Consider the following 15,319-nt stretch of genomic DNA (forward strand, 5'->3'; position numbering starts at 1 on the left):
CTCCATCCAGCTGGTCAGCCGCGCCCGCAAGGCCGGTCTGGTGATCACCCCGCGCCAGGTCTTCGAGCACAAGACCGTCGCCGCCCTCGCCGCCGTCGCGGGCAGCCTCGACCAGGTGGTGAGCGAGGGGCCGGACGAGGGCATCGGCGAGGTGCCGCTCACCCCGGCCGTCCACGCGCTGCGCGAACGCGGCGGCCCGATCCGCCAGTTCAACCAGTCCACCCTGCTGAACGCCCCGGCCGGCCTGACCGAGGAGCACCTGACCGCCGCCGTCCAGGCCCTGCTCGACCACCACGACGCGCTGCGGATGCGGCTGACCCGCGAGGCCGGCGGCTGGCGGACGACCGTGCCCGAGCGCGGCGCCGTCGACGCGGCCGACTGCGTCCTGCGGGTCGACACGGCGGGCCTCGACCCGGCCGCGCTGCGCGCCGTCAGCTCCGCGCAGGACGTGGCGGCCTGGGCCCGGATGGACCCGGACGCCGGCGTCCTGCTGCAGGTGGTCTGGTTCGACGCCGGACCGGACACCCCCGGCCGCGTGCTGCTGGTCGTGCACCACCTCGCGGTGGACACCGTCTCCTGGCAGGTCCTGGTCCCCGACCTGGCCGCCGCCTGCGAGGCGCTGGCCGCCGGCCGCGAGCCGGAGCTGCAGCCCACCGGGACGTCCGTGCGCCGCTGGGCCGAGCAGCTGGTCGCGCTCGCCCACAAGCCCGAGCGGGTCGCCGAACTCGCCCTCTGGGAGGAGATGCTGGACGTGCCCGACGCCCTGCTGGGCGAGCGGCCGTTCGACCCGAACACGGACGTGCTGGGCACCATGCGCTACCTGACCCGCACCGAGCCGGCCGAGCACGTCGCCCCGCTGCTGACCACGCTCCCCGCCGCCTACCACGCCGGCGTCAACGACGTGCTGCTCACCGCCCTCGCCCTCGCCGTCGCCGAGTGGCGGGCCGGCCGGGGCGAGGAGGAGGAGACGGCCGTCCTGGTCGAACTGGAGGGCCACGGCCGCGAGGACGTCGTCGAGGGCGTGGACCTGTCCCGCACGGTCGGCTGGTTCACCAGCGTGCACCCCGTCCGGCTCGACGTCGCCGGGGTGGACCGGACCCAGGTCGCGGACGGCGGCGTGGGCGTCGGCCAGGCGCTCAAGCTGGTCAAGGAGCAGCTGCGCGCCGTGCCCGACCACGGCCTCGGCTACGGCCTGCTGCGCCACCTCAACCACGACACCCGGGCGGTGCTGGCCGACCTCCTGGGCCCGCAGGTCAGCTTCAACTACCTCGGCCGCAGCTCGGCCGTCGGCGGCGCGACCGCCGAGCCGTGGACCCCGGTCGTCGACGAGGGCGTGCTCTCCGGCGCGGCACTGGAAGGCGGCCGGCCCGAGCCGGAGACGCCGATGAGCCACGCGCTGGGCGTCACCGCGCTGACCGAGGACCACCCGGACGGGCCGCGCCTGCTGCTCGTCTGGTCCTGGCCGCAGACGCTGCTGCGCGAGCGGGAGATCGAGGACCTGGCCGACTGCTTCAGCCGTGCCGTCCGGGCGTTGGCGGCACATGCCGACCGCCCCGACAGCGGCGGCTTCACCCCGTCCGACCTGTCCCTGGTCTCGCTGAGCCAGGACGAACTGGACGGCTTCGCGGCGGAGATCGGCGACGACCTCGCCGACGAGCTGGACGAGGACGACTTCGAGGACGAATGGGAGACCGCAAAGTGACCGATTCCGGCGCGCAGAAGCCCGGCACCACCGCCGGCCCGCAGACCGCCACGGCCCGGAGCACCGAAGCGCCGGGCACCAGGGCCCAGGGCGCGAAGAAGTCCGCCGTCGAGGACATCCTCCCGCTCTCGCCGCTCCAGGAGGGCATGCTCTTCCAGGCCCTCTACGACGAGGACGGCCCCGACCTCTACGTCCACCAGATGCTGCTCGACCTGGAGGGCCCGCTGGACACCCGCGCCCTGCGGGTCGCCGCCCGCGCCCTGCTGGAGCGGCACGCCAACCTGCGGGTCGGCTTCCGCCACGACAAGGCGAGCAAGCCCGTCCAGCTGGTGCACCGCAAGGTCGCCGTGCCGTGGGAGCAGATCGACCTCAGTGGCCTGGACGCCGAACGGCAGCAGGCCGAGCTCACCCGGCTCGCCGACGAGGACCAGGCCCGCCCGTTCGACCTCACCCGCCCGCCGCTGATCCGCTTCACCGTCCTGCGGCTGGCGCCCGAGCGGTTCCGGCTGATGATGACCAAGCACCACATCCTGATGGACGGCTGGTCGATCCCCATCCTGGTCCGCGAGCTGTTCGAGCTGTACGCGAGCAAGGGCGACGCCTCCGTGCTGCGCCCGGTCACCCCGTACCGCGACTACCTCGCCTGGCTCGCCGAGCAGGACGCCGACGCCGCCGAGCAGGCCTGGCGGCAGGCGCTGGCCGGGATCGACGACCCGACGCTGGTCGTCCCGTCCAGCCGCGGCCGGGCGCTGGTGCGGCCCGGCTGGCTGCACCGGGAGGTGCCCGCCGAGGTCACCGCCGCCCTCCAGGCGCTGGCCCGCAGCCGCGGACTCACCGTCAACACCGTCATCCAGGGCGCCTGGGGCCTGCTGCTGAGCGCCCTGACCGGGCGCGAGGACGTGGTGTTCGGCGCGATCGTCTCCGGCCGCCCGCCGGAGATCCCGGACGTCGACACCATGGTCGGCCTGTTCATCAACACCCTGCCGGTCCGGGTCCGGCTGCGCGCCGGCGACTCGCTCGCGAGCGCGCTCGGCCGCCTGCAGCAGGAGCAGACCGAACTGCTCGCCTACCAGCACGTCAGCCTCACCGACGCGCAGCAGCTCTCCGGCCACGGCGAGCTGTTCGACACCACGCTGGTCTACCAGAACTACCCGGTGGACCCGGCCACCGAGCGGATGGAGGTCGGCGGCGTCCGGTTCTCCGGCGTGGACGGCCGCGACGGCGCCCACTACCCGCTGAACCTCGCCGCCGGCCTGATGGGCGAGGACCTGCACCTGCGGCTGTGCTACGCCCCCGACCTGTACGAGGAGGACGCCGCCACGGCCGTGCTGGACCGGCTGGTCCGGCTGCTCACCGCCGTCGCCGCCGACCCGGACCAGCTGATCGGCCGGCTGGACGTGCTCTCCGCCGACGAGCGCCGCAAGCTCCTCACGGACTGGAACGACAGCGCCCGCGAGGTCGCCCCGGCCACCCTGCCCGAGCTGTTCCAGGCCCGCGCCGCCGCCGACCCGGACGCGCCGGCCCTGCTCTTCCGGGACACCGTGGTCTCCTACGGCGAGCTGAACGCCCGCGCCAACCGGCTGGCCCACCACCTGATCGCGGCGGGCGTCGGCCCCGAGCAGTTCGTCGCCGTCTCGGTGCCCCGCTCGGTCGAGCTGATCGTCGCGCTCTGGGCCGTCAGCAAGGCCGGCGCCGCGTACCTGCCGCTCGACCCGGAGTACCCGGCCGACCGGCTCGACTTCATGATCGCCGACGCCCGTCCGGTGGTCGGCCTGGCCACCGCCGCCACCGCCGAACTGCTCGACGCGGCCGGCGCGGAGATGCCGCGCGTGGTGCTGGACGACCCGGCCGTGCTCGCCGCCCTGGCCGAGCGCCCCGACACCGACCCCACCGACGCGCAGCGCACCGCCCCGCTGCGGCCGGCCAACCCGGTGTACGTCATCTACACCTCCGGCTCCACCGGCCGCCCCAAGGGGGTCGTGGTCCCGCACCGCGGCCTCGCCAGCCTGGTCGCCACCCAGGCCGAGACCGTCCAGGCCGGGCCCGGCAGCCGGGTGCTGCAGTTCGCCTCGGTCAGCTTCGACGCCGGCTTCTGGGACATCGCGATGGGCCTGCTCTCCGGCGCCGCCCTGGTCCTCGGCACCGCCGACGACCTGCTGCCCGGCGAGCCGCTCGCCGAGGTCGTCCGCCGGCACGGCGTCACCCACGCCACCCTGCCGCCGGTCGCCCTGGCCGCGCTGCCCGCCGACGACGAGGTGCTGGCCGGCGCCACCCTGGTCTCCACCGGCGACGCCTGCACCCCCGAACTGGTCGCCCGCTGGTCGCCCGGCCGCCGCCTGCTCAACGGCTACGGCCCCACCGAGACCACCGTCGGCGCCACCATGAGCGGGGCCCTCACCCCCGGCGGCACCCCGCCGATCGGCCGGCCGTTCGCCAACTCCCGGGTGTACGTGCTGGACAAGGCGCTGCGCCCGGTGCCGCCCGGCGTCGCCGGCGAGATGTACATCTCCGGCGAGGGCCTGGCCCGCGGCTACCACCAGCGGCCCGGCCTGACCGCCGAGCGCTTCGTCGCCAACCCCTACGGCCCGGCCGGCTCCCGGCTCTACCGCTCCGGCGACCTCGGCCGCTGGCGCGCCGACGGCACGCTGGAGTTCGCCGGGCGCGCCGACGACCAGGTGAAGGTGCGCGGCTTCCGGATCGAGCTCGGCGAGATCGAGTCCGTCGTCGGCCTGCACCCCGCGGTCGGCCACGCCAGCGTGATCGTCCGCGAGGACGAGCCCGGCGACAAGCGCGTGGTCGCCTACCTGGTCGCCGCCGCCGACCGGACCGTCGCGGCGGACGAGCTGCGCGCGTACCTGGCCGCCAAGCTGCCCGAGTTCATGGTCCCGTCCGCGTTCGTGGTGCTCGACGCCTTCCCGCTGCTGCCCAACGGCAAGGTGGACCGCAAGGCCCTGCCCGTGCCCGGCGCCGACGCCGGCAGCCTCGGCCGGGCCCCCGAGGGCCCCGAGGAGGAGGCGCTCGCCGCCGTCTTCGCCTCGATCCTGGAGCGCGACGCGGTGAACGTCGAGGAGAGCTTCTTCGAGATGGGCGGGCACTCGCTGCTCGCCGCCCGGCTGATCAGCCGGATCCGCTCGGAGCTCGGTGTGGCGCTCCCGATCCGCGCCCTGTTCGAGGCGCCCTCGGTGGCCCAGCTCGCCGAGCGGCTCGTCGAGGCCGGCGGCATCAAGGTCGTCCTGAAGGTCGAGGAGCGGCCCGAGGTCGTGCCGCCGTCCGTCGCCCAGCGCCGGATCTGGGCGGACAGCCGGGAGCCGGGGCGCGCCGCGCAGCGGATCCCGCTGGCCGTCCGGCTGCACGGCGCCCTCGACCGGGACGCGCTGCGTGCCGCCCTGGCCGACCTCGTCGAACGGCACGAGATCCTGCGGACGGTCTTCCCCGAGCACGGCGGCGAGCCGCGCCAGCTGGTCCTCGACCCGGCCGCCGCCCGGCCCGCCCTGGCCGTCACCGACACCACCGAGGACGCCCTCGCCGGCCTCGTCGAGCAGGCCGCCGCCCGCGGCTTCGACCTGACCGCCGACCAGCCGCTGCGCGCCGAGCTGTTCGCGCTCGGCGCCGAGGAGCACCTGCTGCTGCTCACGCTGCACCCCGTCGCCGCCGACGCCGGATCGGTCGCGCCGCTCGCCCGCGACCTGGCCGCCGCCTACGCGGCCCGCGCCCGCGGCGAGGCGCCCGCCTTCCGCCCGCTGCCGGTGCAGTACGCCGACTACGCGCTCTGGCAGCGCCGCTCCCTCGGCGCCGAGGACGACCCGAAGAGCCGCGCCGGCCGCCAGCTCGGCTACTGGCGCGAGGCCCTGGCCGGCCTGCCCGACCAGCTCTCGCTGCCCGCCGACCGCCCGGAGCCCGCCCACCGCGCCGAGGCCGTGGCCGTCCGCCTCGACGCCAGGCTGCACGCCCGCCTCGCCGGGCTCGCCCGGGACGGCCAGGCGAGCATGCCGATGGTGCTCCGGGCCGGCCTCGCCGCCCTGCTGAGCGCGCTCGGCGCCGGCCCGGACGTGCCGATCGGCAGCCCCGTCCCCGGCCGCACCGAGGACGCGCTGAGCGACCTGGTCGGCCGGTTCGCCAACACCCTGGTGCTGCGCACCGACACCTCCGGCGACCCGACCTTCCGCGAGCTGATCGCCCGCGTCCGGGAGACCGACCTGGCGGCCCGCGCGCAGCAGGACCTGCCGTTCGACCGGCTGGCCGACACCCTGCGGCCCGGGCGCCCGCTCGTCCAGGTGCTGCTGACCGTGCGCGACGGCGCCGAGCCGGGCCTGGACCTGCCCGGCCTGCGCACCGAGCCGTACGCCGTCGCCGAGCCCGCCGCCGAGGCCGACCTGGCCGCCCGCCTGGGCGAGCGCTTCGACGCCGCCGGCGCGCCGGCCGGCATCGACGGCGAGCTGCGGTACGACACCGGGCGCTACGACCGGGCCACCGCCGAGCGGCTGGTCGAGCGCCTGATCGCGCTGCTGACCGCCGCCGGCGAGGCGCCCGACCGGCCGATCAGCGCCATCGGCGGTGCCCAGCCCGCCGCCCGCCGGACCGCCCCGAACCCGCTCGGGGCGCTCACCCCGGGCCGGAGCGCGGACGCCTTCGACGACTCCCTGGACGTGCTGCTGCCGCTGCGCGCCGAGGGCGCCCTGGCCCCGCTGTTCTGCGTCCACCCCGGCCTGGGCCTGGGCTGGATCTACTCCGGCCTGCTGCAGACCCTTGAGGCCGACCGCCCGCTCTACGCGCTGCAGGCCCGCGGCCTGCGCGGCGAGGGCGAACTGCCCGGCAGCGTCGAGGAGATGGCCGCCGACTACCTGGCCCGGATCCGTGAGGTGCAGCCCGAGGGCCCGTACCACCTGCTCGGCTGGTCCCTCGGCGGCCTGGTCGCCCAGGCGATCGCCACCGAGCTGGAGGCGGCCGGGCAGCAGGTCGCGCTGCTCACCCTGCTGGACGCCTTCCCGCACGCGGTCCGCGTCTCGACGGACGAGGCGGCGTTCCAGCGCGAACTGTTCGAGCTGGTCGGCCCGGCCGCCGCCGACCTGCGGGCCGGGAAGCTGAGCCACGCCGACGCGGCGGCCCTGCTGACCGAGGCGATCCTGCCCGGCATCCAGGCCCGGCACGTCGGGGCGATCGAGCGGGTCGTGCTGAACAACGGCCGGATCGCGGAGGCGGCGCGCCCCGGGGTCTTCCGGGGCGAGGTGCTGTTCTTCCACGCCACCGAGGGCCGGACCGCCGAGTCGCCCCGGATCGAGGACTGGAAGCCGTACCTGACCGGCGGCTTCGAGCAACACGACCTGGCCTGCACGCACGGCGGGATCGCGGCGACGGCCGTGCTCGCCGAGATCGGCCGCCTGCTCGTCGAGCGCCTGCACCGCGGCAACTGAACGTCCCGACGATCCACTGGAGGAGAGGCATGGAGACAGCGATCAGGGCGGTCGGCCTGCGGAAGCGCTACGGCGACCACGAGGCGCTGCGCGGCGTCGACCTGACCGTCCCGGCCGGGACCGTGCTCGGCGTCCTCGGGCCGAACGGGGCGGGCAAGACCACCACCGTCCGGATCCTGGCGACCCTGCTGGACGCGGACGAGGGCACCGCCGAGGTGGCCGGCTACGACGTGCGCACCCAGCGCCGGGACGTCCAGCGCAGCATCGGCCTGACCGGCCAGTACGCGGCCGTCGACGAGCTGCTGACCGGGCGGGAGAACCTGCAGATGGTCGGCCGGCTGCAGGGGCTCGGCCGGGCCGCCGCGGGCCGGCGCGCGGACGACCTGCTGGAGCGCTTCGAACTGACCGAGGCCGCCGGCCGCCGGACCGGCACCTACTCCGGCGGCATGCGCCGCCGGCTCGACCTGGCCGCCAGCCTGGTCGCCGACCCGAAGGTGCTCTTCCTCGACGAGCCGACCACCGGCCTCGACCCGGCCAGCCGGCTCGTGCTCTGGGCGATGATCCGGGAGCAGGTGGCGGCCGGCGTCACCATCCTGCTCACCACCCAGTACCTGGAGGAGGCCGACCAACTGGCCGACCGGATCGTGGTGGTGGACACCGGGCAGGTGATCGCCGAGGGCACCTCGGACGAGCTGAAGCAGAAGGTCGGCGGCGAGCGGCTGGACGTGCGGCCGGTCGACCCGGACCACCTGCCGGCCGTCCTGGCGGCGCTGGCCGGGCTGTCCGGCGAGGCGCCGACGTCCTCCGAGGACGGCCGCGCCGCGTCCGTCCGGATCACCGGCGGAACGGACGACCTGGCCGTCGTCGCGGCCGAGTTGGCCCGCCAGGGGGTGGCGCTGGCGGACTTCGCCCTGCGCCGGCCCTCGCTGGACGAGGTGTTCCTCACGCTCACCGGCCAGGTCGGCCGGCCGGCGGACGAGGGCGCGGACCACAAGGAACGGAGCCTGGCATGACCGACGTACTCGCCCACGGCGCGATCTGCGTCGAGCGGCACCTGAAGCACCTGATGCGCAAGCCCGACAAGCTGGTCGAGGCGACCGTGGTGCCGATGATCTTCGTGCTGCTGTTCGGGCTGCTGTTCGGCAGCGTGATCGACGTCCCGAACGGTGGCTACCACGAGTACATCATGGCGGGCATCTTCGCCATGGGCGTCATGACGGCCGTCCAGGGCACCGCGGTCGGCGCCGTCGAGGACATGCGCAACGGCATCACCGACCGGTTCCGCTCGCTGCCGATGTCCAGCGCGGCGGTGCTGCTCGGCAGGACGGTCGGGGACACCGTGATGCGCGCGGTCAGCTGCCTGGCGATGGCGGCGGTCGGCCTGGCGATCGGCTGGCGGACCCACACCGGCGTGCTGTCGGTGCTGGCCGGCTTCGGACTGCTGCTGCTCTTCGGCTTCGTGATGGCCTGGCTCGGCGCGTGGGTCGGGCTGGCGACGGGAAGCGCGGAGACCGCCTCCTCGGTGCCGAACGTGCTGCTGATGCCGATGATGTTCCTGTCGAACGCCTACATCCCGCTCACCGGCCTGCCGCACTGGCTGGCCGTGATCGCCGAGTGGAACCCGCTGAGCGCGGTCATCGGGGGGTGCCGTGACCTGTGGGGCAACCCGCAGGCCGCGCCCAACGCCGATGCCTTCCCCGCCCAGCACCCGGTCCTGCTGAGCCTGGTCTGGATGGTCCTGCTGTTCGCCCTGGTGGCGCCACTGGCCGTCCGCAAGTACCGGACAGCCGTGGCGCGTTGACGAAATCTTGAGGCTCGATGGGGGAGACCCGATGTCCGAGATGATGACCGAACCGAAACCCGGCCCGGCGGGCGGCGCCGCCGTCGCCCCGGAGGCCCCGCTCAGCTACGGGAGCTACCTGGAGGTGGCGGGACTGCTGGAGCTGCAGCGCCCGCGCACCGAGGCCCACGACGAGCTCCTGTTCATCGTCACCCACCAGGCCTTCGAGGTCTGGTTCGCCTGCGCGCTGCACGAGTTGGAACAGGTGCGGGCCGCCATGGACGAGGGCCGCACCGGCCCGGCCCGGTGGGGCCTGCGCCGGGTGCGGGAGATGGTCCGGCTCTGGATCGTCCAGATGGACGTGCTCGGCACGATGACCCCCGAGGGGTTCAACGAGTTCCGGGGCGCGCTGGGGGAGTCCAGTGGCTTCCAGTCGGTGCAGTTCCGCGAGCTGGAGATGATCTCCGGGCTGCGCGACCGCCGCCACCTGCGGCTGCCGGGCTCCACGGAGGCCGAACGCGAGCGGATGAACCGGCGCTTCACCGAACCGTCGCTGCGGGAGGCCTTCGCCGCACTGCTGGAGCGTCAGGGGCTGGGCGCCGACGAGCTGTTCGTCCCCGGCCTGGCCCCGGACGAGCTGCGCGAGCTGGCGGAGGACCTGCTGGACTTCGACGCGGCCTTCCACCAGTGGCGTTACCGTCACTGGCTGCTGGTGGTACGGGTGTTGGGCGCCAAGCCCGGCACCGGCGGCAGTGCCGGCGCGGAGTTCCTGCGGCAGACTCTGGGGCAGTGGTTCTTCCCGGAGCTGCACGACGCCAGGGCCGGCGCCGTGCCGGACGTCCTCGCGGACGCCGGGTCCGAGCCGGACGCGACCGGTTGCCCGCTCGGTTACGGCGCCGCGGCGTCCTAGGCAGGGGCCGGCGACCACCGGGCGCCGCGGCGATCCCGCGGCGCCCGTCACAGAACAGGAGTGGGAACATGGAGCTGGACCGTCTGCTACCCCAGTGGGATCACCGCGAGCGCCACCGGCTGGCCGTCCGGACGGCCCCGGCGCCGGACGCCACTGCGGCCATCGCGGCCGTCGAGGCGGTCCAGTGGCGGGACGTCCCGGTGTTCCGCCTGCTCATGAACTTCGGCTCGATCAACGCCAAGCGCGGCGAGACCGCGCGCCCGTTCCTGGACGCCATGATCACCGGCGGCTTCAGCGTGCTGCACCGCTCGCCCGACGAGCTGGTCGTCGGTGCGGCCGCCAAGGTCACCGGCCCCGGCAACGGGATCGCCGACCTGGGCGAGGACCCCCACCGCGGCTTCCGCGACTTCGACCGGCCGGGCCACTACAAGGTGGCCTTCAACTTCCGCTGCGTGGACGGCGAACTGCTCACCGAGACCCGGGTGGTGAGCACCGACCCGGTCACCCGCCGCCGCTTCCGCCGCTACTGGACGGTGATCCGGCTGCCCAGCGGGATCATCCGCAAGGAGTGGCTGCGCGCGGCCCGCCGCCGTCTGGCCGCCGCCGGGTAGCCCGGCGCCCGACTCTCCGGAAAGACACCTCTGATGACCGCACTCAGCACCGAGTCCGGGTTCGACCTGGACGCCGTCGACCTCACCGATCCACGGACCTTCGTCGACACCGACCTGTTCGCCCTCTGGCAGCGCTTCCGCACCGAGCGCCCGGTCCACCTGCACCGGGCGACCGCGCAGCTGCCCGCCTTCTGGGCGCTGACCCGCTACCACGACGTGATGTCCGTCTACAAGGACAACCAGCGCTTCACCTCCGAGCGCGGCAACGTGCTCTCCACCCTGCTCCAGGGCGGCGACTCGGCCGGCGGCAAGATGCTCGCCGTCACCGACGGCCCGCGCCACCGGGAGATCCGCAACCTGATGCTGCGCTCGTTCTCGCCGCGGGCGCTCTCGCACGTGGTGGAGCAGGTCCGGATCCGGACCACCGACCTGCTGGCCCGGGCGCTCGCCAAGGGGACCTTCGACTACGCCGCCGAGGTCGCCGAGCACATCCCGATGGGGACCATCTGCGACCTGATGGCGGTGCCGCCGCAGGACCGTCAGATGCTGCTGGACTGGAACAAGCAGGTGCTCAGCGCGGACAGCGCGGACGGCACCGACGACGAGGCCTGGCTGGCCCGCAACGAGATCCTGCTGTACTTCTCCGACCTCGCCAAGGCCCGCCGCCGCAACCCCGGCGACGACGTGATCAGCGCGCTCGCCACCGGATCCGTGGGCGGCGTGCCGCTCACCGAGGACGAGATCGTCTTCAACTGCTACAGCCTCATCCTGGGCGGCGACGAGTCGAGCCGGATGGCCTCGATCGGCGCCGTCCTCGCCTTCATCCAACACCCGGACCAGTGGCGGGCGTTCAAGAGCGGGGCGGTCGGTGTGGAGAGCACCGCGGAGGAGATCCTGCGCTGGACGACCCCCGCGATGCACTTCGGCCGCCGCGCCCTGGTCGACCTGGAGATCGGCGGCCACCGGATCGCCGCCGGGGACATCGTCACGCTCTGGAACACCTCGGCCAACTTCGACGAGCAGGTCTTCACCGACCCGCGGGCCTTCGACCTCGCCCGCACCCCCAACAAGCACGTCACCTTCGGCTACGGCCCGCACTTCTGCCTGGGCGCCTTCCTCGGCCGCGAGGAGCTGAAGGCCCTGCTGGACGGGCTGCGCGCGCAGGTCGCCGAGGTCGAGCAGGCCGGGCCGGCCGGCCGGGTCTACTCCAACTTCCTGTTCGGCTACAGCACCCTGCCGGTGACCTTCCGCCCGGAGCGCTGAGCCCGCGTCGCCGTCAGCCGTCAGCCGTCAGCCGTCAGCCGTCCGCCGTCCGTCGTCAACGAGCACCGCACCGAGGAGAGGAACACCGCATGAGCACCGAGGAGAGGCAGTTCACCCCGGAGGAGGAGGAGTACATCCGGGGGTGCTGGGACCGCACCATCACCAAGCTGGTCGAGCTCTTCGACGGGAAGACGGCGACGGACGACCCGCGCGCGCTGGACACCCTCGCCGAGCACCACGGCTGGATCATGGAGTACTGGCCGATCGACTTCGACATGTACATCGAGCTGGGCCGGTTCTACGTCGCCTTCCCGGAGCCGTACGCCCGCTTCGAGGCCTTCCGCACGGGTCTGGCCGACTACGTCGCCGAGATCGTGGAGGCCTACGCCCGGGAGCGCAGGCCGCAGTAGCGGCAGCAGCACCGCACCGCGGCCGCGGCCGCCCGTCCCCCCCGGGGCGGGCGGCCGCGGGCCGTCAGCGGTCGGCGCGGAAGATCGAGAACACCACCCGCAGGGCCAGCACGCTGGCGACCACCAGCAGGTTGTAGCCGAGGAGTTGGAACAGCTGCAGCGAGTGCCCGAGCACCGGGCCGCCCTTGGTGCCGAGCAGCAGCACCCCGATCAGGCCGAGCACGGCGCCGATGAAGGTGAGCAGCACCTCGTGCACCAGCGTGCGGACGAAGCGGCGGTCCCGCTCGTCCGCGAGGAAGCGGACCTGCACGCCGAGCCGGCCGTGCTCCAGCGAGCTGGTGATCCGCTCCACCCGGCGCGGCAGCCGGCGCAGCATCGGGGCCATCGCCAGCGCCTCCTCGACCACGGACTCGGCCATCGAGGCGGGGGTGAGCTTGCGCTGCACCTGGGTCTTCGCGAAGCCCTTGGCCCGGGAGACGATGTCGAACCCGGGCACCAGCAGCTCCATCGAGCCCTCGAGGGTGGCCAGCGAGCGGAAGGCGGCGGCGATCTCCGGCGGGCAGGTGAGGCCGTGCTTGGCGACCAGCAGGAAGAGGTCGGCGAACATCTCGCGGTCCGGCCGCACACCGGGCGTCAGGTGCCGGGCCATGAACCGGCCGAGCGCCCGCTCCAGCTTCGTCTCGTCGATCTCCTCGGCGTGCTCGACGAGTTCGAGCAGCGCGTCGCACAGCGCCACCGGGTCGGTGCGGTGGATGGCCAGCAGCAGGTTGCGCAGCGAGGTCCGCAGCACCCGGTCGACCCGCCCGACCGAGCCGAAGTCGAGCAGGGCGAGCCGGCCGTCGGTGAGCAGCATGATGTTGCCGGGGTGCGGGTCGGAGTGGAACACCCCGCCGAACATGATCTGTTCGAACATGCACTCCAGCAGTTGCTGGGCCAGTTCCTCGCGCGCGGCCTCCTCGCCCGGCTGCGGGGCCCCGGCGCCGCCCAGGGTCAGGCCGTCCATCCAGCTGAGTATCAGGACCCGCTGGGTGGAGAACTCCTCGTGCACGTCCGGCAGCACCACGGCGGAGGCGGTGGCCGAGCCCGCGACCCCGGCCCGGACGGCGGTGGTGTTACGGGCTTCCACCCGGAAGTCCAACTCCTCGTGCAGCGACCGGGCGAAGCCCTCGGCGAGCTCCATGGCGCCGACCGTGCGGCCCCACTCGGTGTGCTCCGCGAGCTTGCGGCTGATCCGGAACAGGATGTCCAGGTCCCGCTGCACGGTGGCCCGGGCGCCGGGCCGCTGCACCTTCACGACCACCTGCTCGCCGGAGTGCAGCCGGGCCCGGTGCACCTGCGCGATCGAGGCGGCGGCCAGCGGCTCCGGGTCGAACTCGGCGAACACCTCGCCGGGCGCCCGGCCCAGCTCCTCGGTCAGCACCTGCTCGATCTCCAGCCACGGCTCGGGCGGGACCTGGTGCTGGAGCCGGGTCAGCTCCTCGACGAACTCCGGCGGCAGCAGGTCGTACCGGGTGGACAGCAGCTGGCCCATCTTGATGAAGGTCGCCCCGGCCTCCTCCAGCGCCATCCGCAGCGACACCGCCAGCGCGGCCCGCTCCACCGCGGCCTGCGGCCCGGTGCGGCTGCGCGCGCGCAGCCAGCGGCCGAGCCCGTGCCGCACCGCGATCCGGCTCAGCTCGGTGTAGCGCCGGGTGCGGGACAGCCGGCGGCGGAAGGCCTGCGGCCAGCGGACCACGCCGGAGATCGAGCCGCTGGGCAGGACCACCTCGGAGAGCGCGAGGAACATCATCGCGGCCAGGACGGCGAGGCTGATCTGGACGGTCACCATCGGGCCGCGCCGGGAGTCGCCCATCGCCGCGCCGATCACCGCCGCCGCCGCGAGGCCGACCAGGGCGGTCAGGATCGCGCGGGTACGGCCGATCCGCAGCCCCAGCAGGCGCCGGACCCCGGTGGCGAGCGCCGCGATGCAGACCAGCGGGACGACGATGGACAGGACCAGGAGCAGAGCGAGCTGCATGGGCGACGTACGGCCTGCCCCCGGGTGGCGGGGCGGGCCGTACCTCCTTTCTCTCGAACGGTCGGGCCCTGGCCGGCGGCGCGGGAGCGGCCGGCCGCCTGGGCGGTGCACGGGGGAGCGGACACCCCGCGACACACCTCCCCCCGGTGCCATCATCACCGAATCCCGGGCCGGGCGGGCCGGGTGTCCCGATTGTCGGCTTGTGCTCCGAGCGGGCCGGGCCGGTCGCGGCCGCCGCCCGGACGGTCGCTCAGGGGCGGTGTTCCGTCGCGCCTTTCCCACCGGCCCCACGCAATCCCGGGGCGGGGGCGGCGATCGGCCGTGGAATCCGGTCCGGTTCGCCAGTTTCGCACCTCGCGAGGGGTGTCGGGGGGCCGCCGGGAATCGGATTCGACGCTGTCCGGTAGCTGACACGGGGGCGATCGGGGCCTGCGGCGGCCCCTGACGGAATTGCGACAATGGCACGATCGGGACATATCCGGGTCCGATTCCTCGCGGTGACCGCCGACGCGTTCCTAGAGTCGGCCGGTGAGCCCCCGCCGGGGGGCGCTCAACCGGAGGGAGTGGATGTCCGTGTCGAATTCAGCGTCCACCATGCAGGACCGGGTCGCCGAGCTGCGCAACCTCAAGGACGGCGTCCTCAGCGGCCAGGAGCGCGCGACCGAAGCGCAGCACGGCAAGGGCAAGCTGACCGTCCGTGAACGGCTCGACCTGCTGTTCGACGAGGGCTCGTTCCGCGAGGTCGAGCAGCTGCGCCGGCACCGGGCCACCGGCTTCGGCCTGGAGGCCAAGAAGCCGCACACCGACGGCGTGGTGACCGGCTGGGGCACCGTGCACGGCCGGCGGGTCTTCGCGTACGCGCACGACTTCCGGATCTTCGGCGGCGCGCTGGGCGAGGCCCACGCGCAGAAGATCCACAAGCTGATGGACCTGGCCATCGCGGCCGGCGCGCCCCTGGTGTCGCTCAACGACGGTGCGGGCGCCCGGATCCAGGAGGGCGTCTCGGCGCTGGCCGGCTACGGCGGCATCTTCCAGCGCAACACCAGGGCCTCCGGCGTCATCCCGCAGATCTCGGTGATGCTCGGCCCGTGCGCCGGCGGCGCCGCGTACTCGCCGGCGCTGACCGACTTCGTGTTCATGGTCCGCGAGACCTCGCAGATGTTCATCACCGGCCCGGACGTCGTCCAGGCCGTGACCGGCGAGAAGATCAGCCAG

General features: G+C 74.2%; 10 protein-coding genes. 9 read left to right on the plus strand and 1 reads right to left on the minus strand.

Annotation, left to right across the window (positions count from 1 at the left end; translation table 11 throughout):
- The 8 genes from VM95_RS35100 to VM95_RS35135 all read left to right on the plus strand — a co-directional run.
- On the plus strand, positions 1–1,702 hold a 1,702-nt coding region (locus VM95_RS35100), incomplete at its 5' end, for a condensation domain-containing protein (RefSeq protein ID WP_244179073.1).
- On the plus strand, positions 1,699–7,113 hold the full coding sequence (locus VM95_RS35105) for a non-ribosomal peptide synthetase (RefSeq protein ID WP_052707764.1): 5,415 nt from the start codon (positions 1,699–1,701) through the stop codon (positions 7,111–7,113). The genes VM95_RS35100 and VM95_RS35105, both read left to right, overlap by 4 nt.
- A 29-nt stretch (positions 7,114–7,142) precedes the next feature.
- Entirely contained in the window at positions 7,143–8,126 is a 984-nt protein-coding gene (locus tag VM95_RS35110; RefSeq protein WP_045704778.1) for a daunorubicin resistance protein DrrA family ABC transporter ATP-binding protein, read from the plus strand.
- Entirely contained in the window at positions 8,123–8,914 is a 792-nt protein-coding gene (locus tag VM95_RS35115) for an ABC transporter permease (protein WP_045704781.1), read from the plus strand. The genes VM95_RS35110 and VM95_RS35115 overlap by 4 nt, the downstream gene beginning before the upstream one ends.
- Positions 8,915–8,945: 31 nt before the next feature.
- Entirely contained in the window at positions 8,946–9,803 is an 858-nt protein-coding gene (locus tag VM95_RS35120; protein ID WP_052706857.1) for a tryptophan 2,3-dioxygenase, read from the plus strand.
- A gap of 68 nt (positions 9,804–9,871) precedes the next feature.
- Positions 9,872–10,414, plus strand: coding sequence for a hypothetical protein (locus VM95_RS35125; protein WP_045704784.1), 543 nt, complete (start codon positions 9,872–9,874; stop codon positions 10,412–10,414).
- Between the two features lie 33 nt (positions 10,415–10,447).
- Positions 10,448–11,677, plus strand: coding sequence for a cytochrome P450 (locus VM95_RS35130; protein ID WP_107073192.1), 1,230 nt, complete (start codon positions 10,448–10,450; stop codon positions 11,675–11,677).
- An 89-nt stretch (positions 11,678–11,766) separates the two neighbouring features.
- A complete protein-coding gene (locus VM95_RS35135; RefSeq protein ID WP_045704788.1) occupies positions 11,767–12,087 on the plus strand; it encodes a TipAS antibiotic-recognition domain-containing protein in 321 nt (106 codons plus the stop codon).
- A 64-nt stretch (positions 12,088–12,151) separates the two neighbouring features.
- Here VM95_RS35135 and VM95_RS35140 read toward each other — a convergent pair whose 3' ends face one another.
- Positions 12,152–14,104 carry an ABC1 kinase family protein gene (locus VM95_RS35140; protein ID WP_045704790.1) on the minus strand — a complete coding sequence of 651 codons (1,953 nt, stop codon included), beginning with the start codon at positions 14,102–14,104 and terminating at the stop codon, positions 12,152–12,154.
- Positions 14,105–14,698: 594 nt separating this feature from the next.
- Between VM95_RS35140 and VM95_RS35145 the strand changes: the two genes are divergently transcribed.
- On the plus strand, positions 14,699–15,319 hold a 621-nt coding region (locus tag VM95_RS35145; RefSeq protein WP_279616861.1), incomplete at its 3' end, for a carboxyl transferase domain-containing protein.

Origin of the sequence: Streptomyces rubellomurinus, from assembly GCF_000961885.1 — a bacterium.
In the GTDB taxonomy this organism is placed as follows: Bacteria; Actinomycetota; Actinomycetes; order Streptomycetales; family Streptomycetaceae; genus Kitasatospora; species Kitasatospora rubellomurina.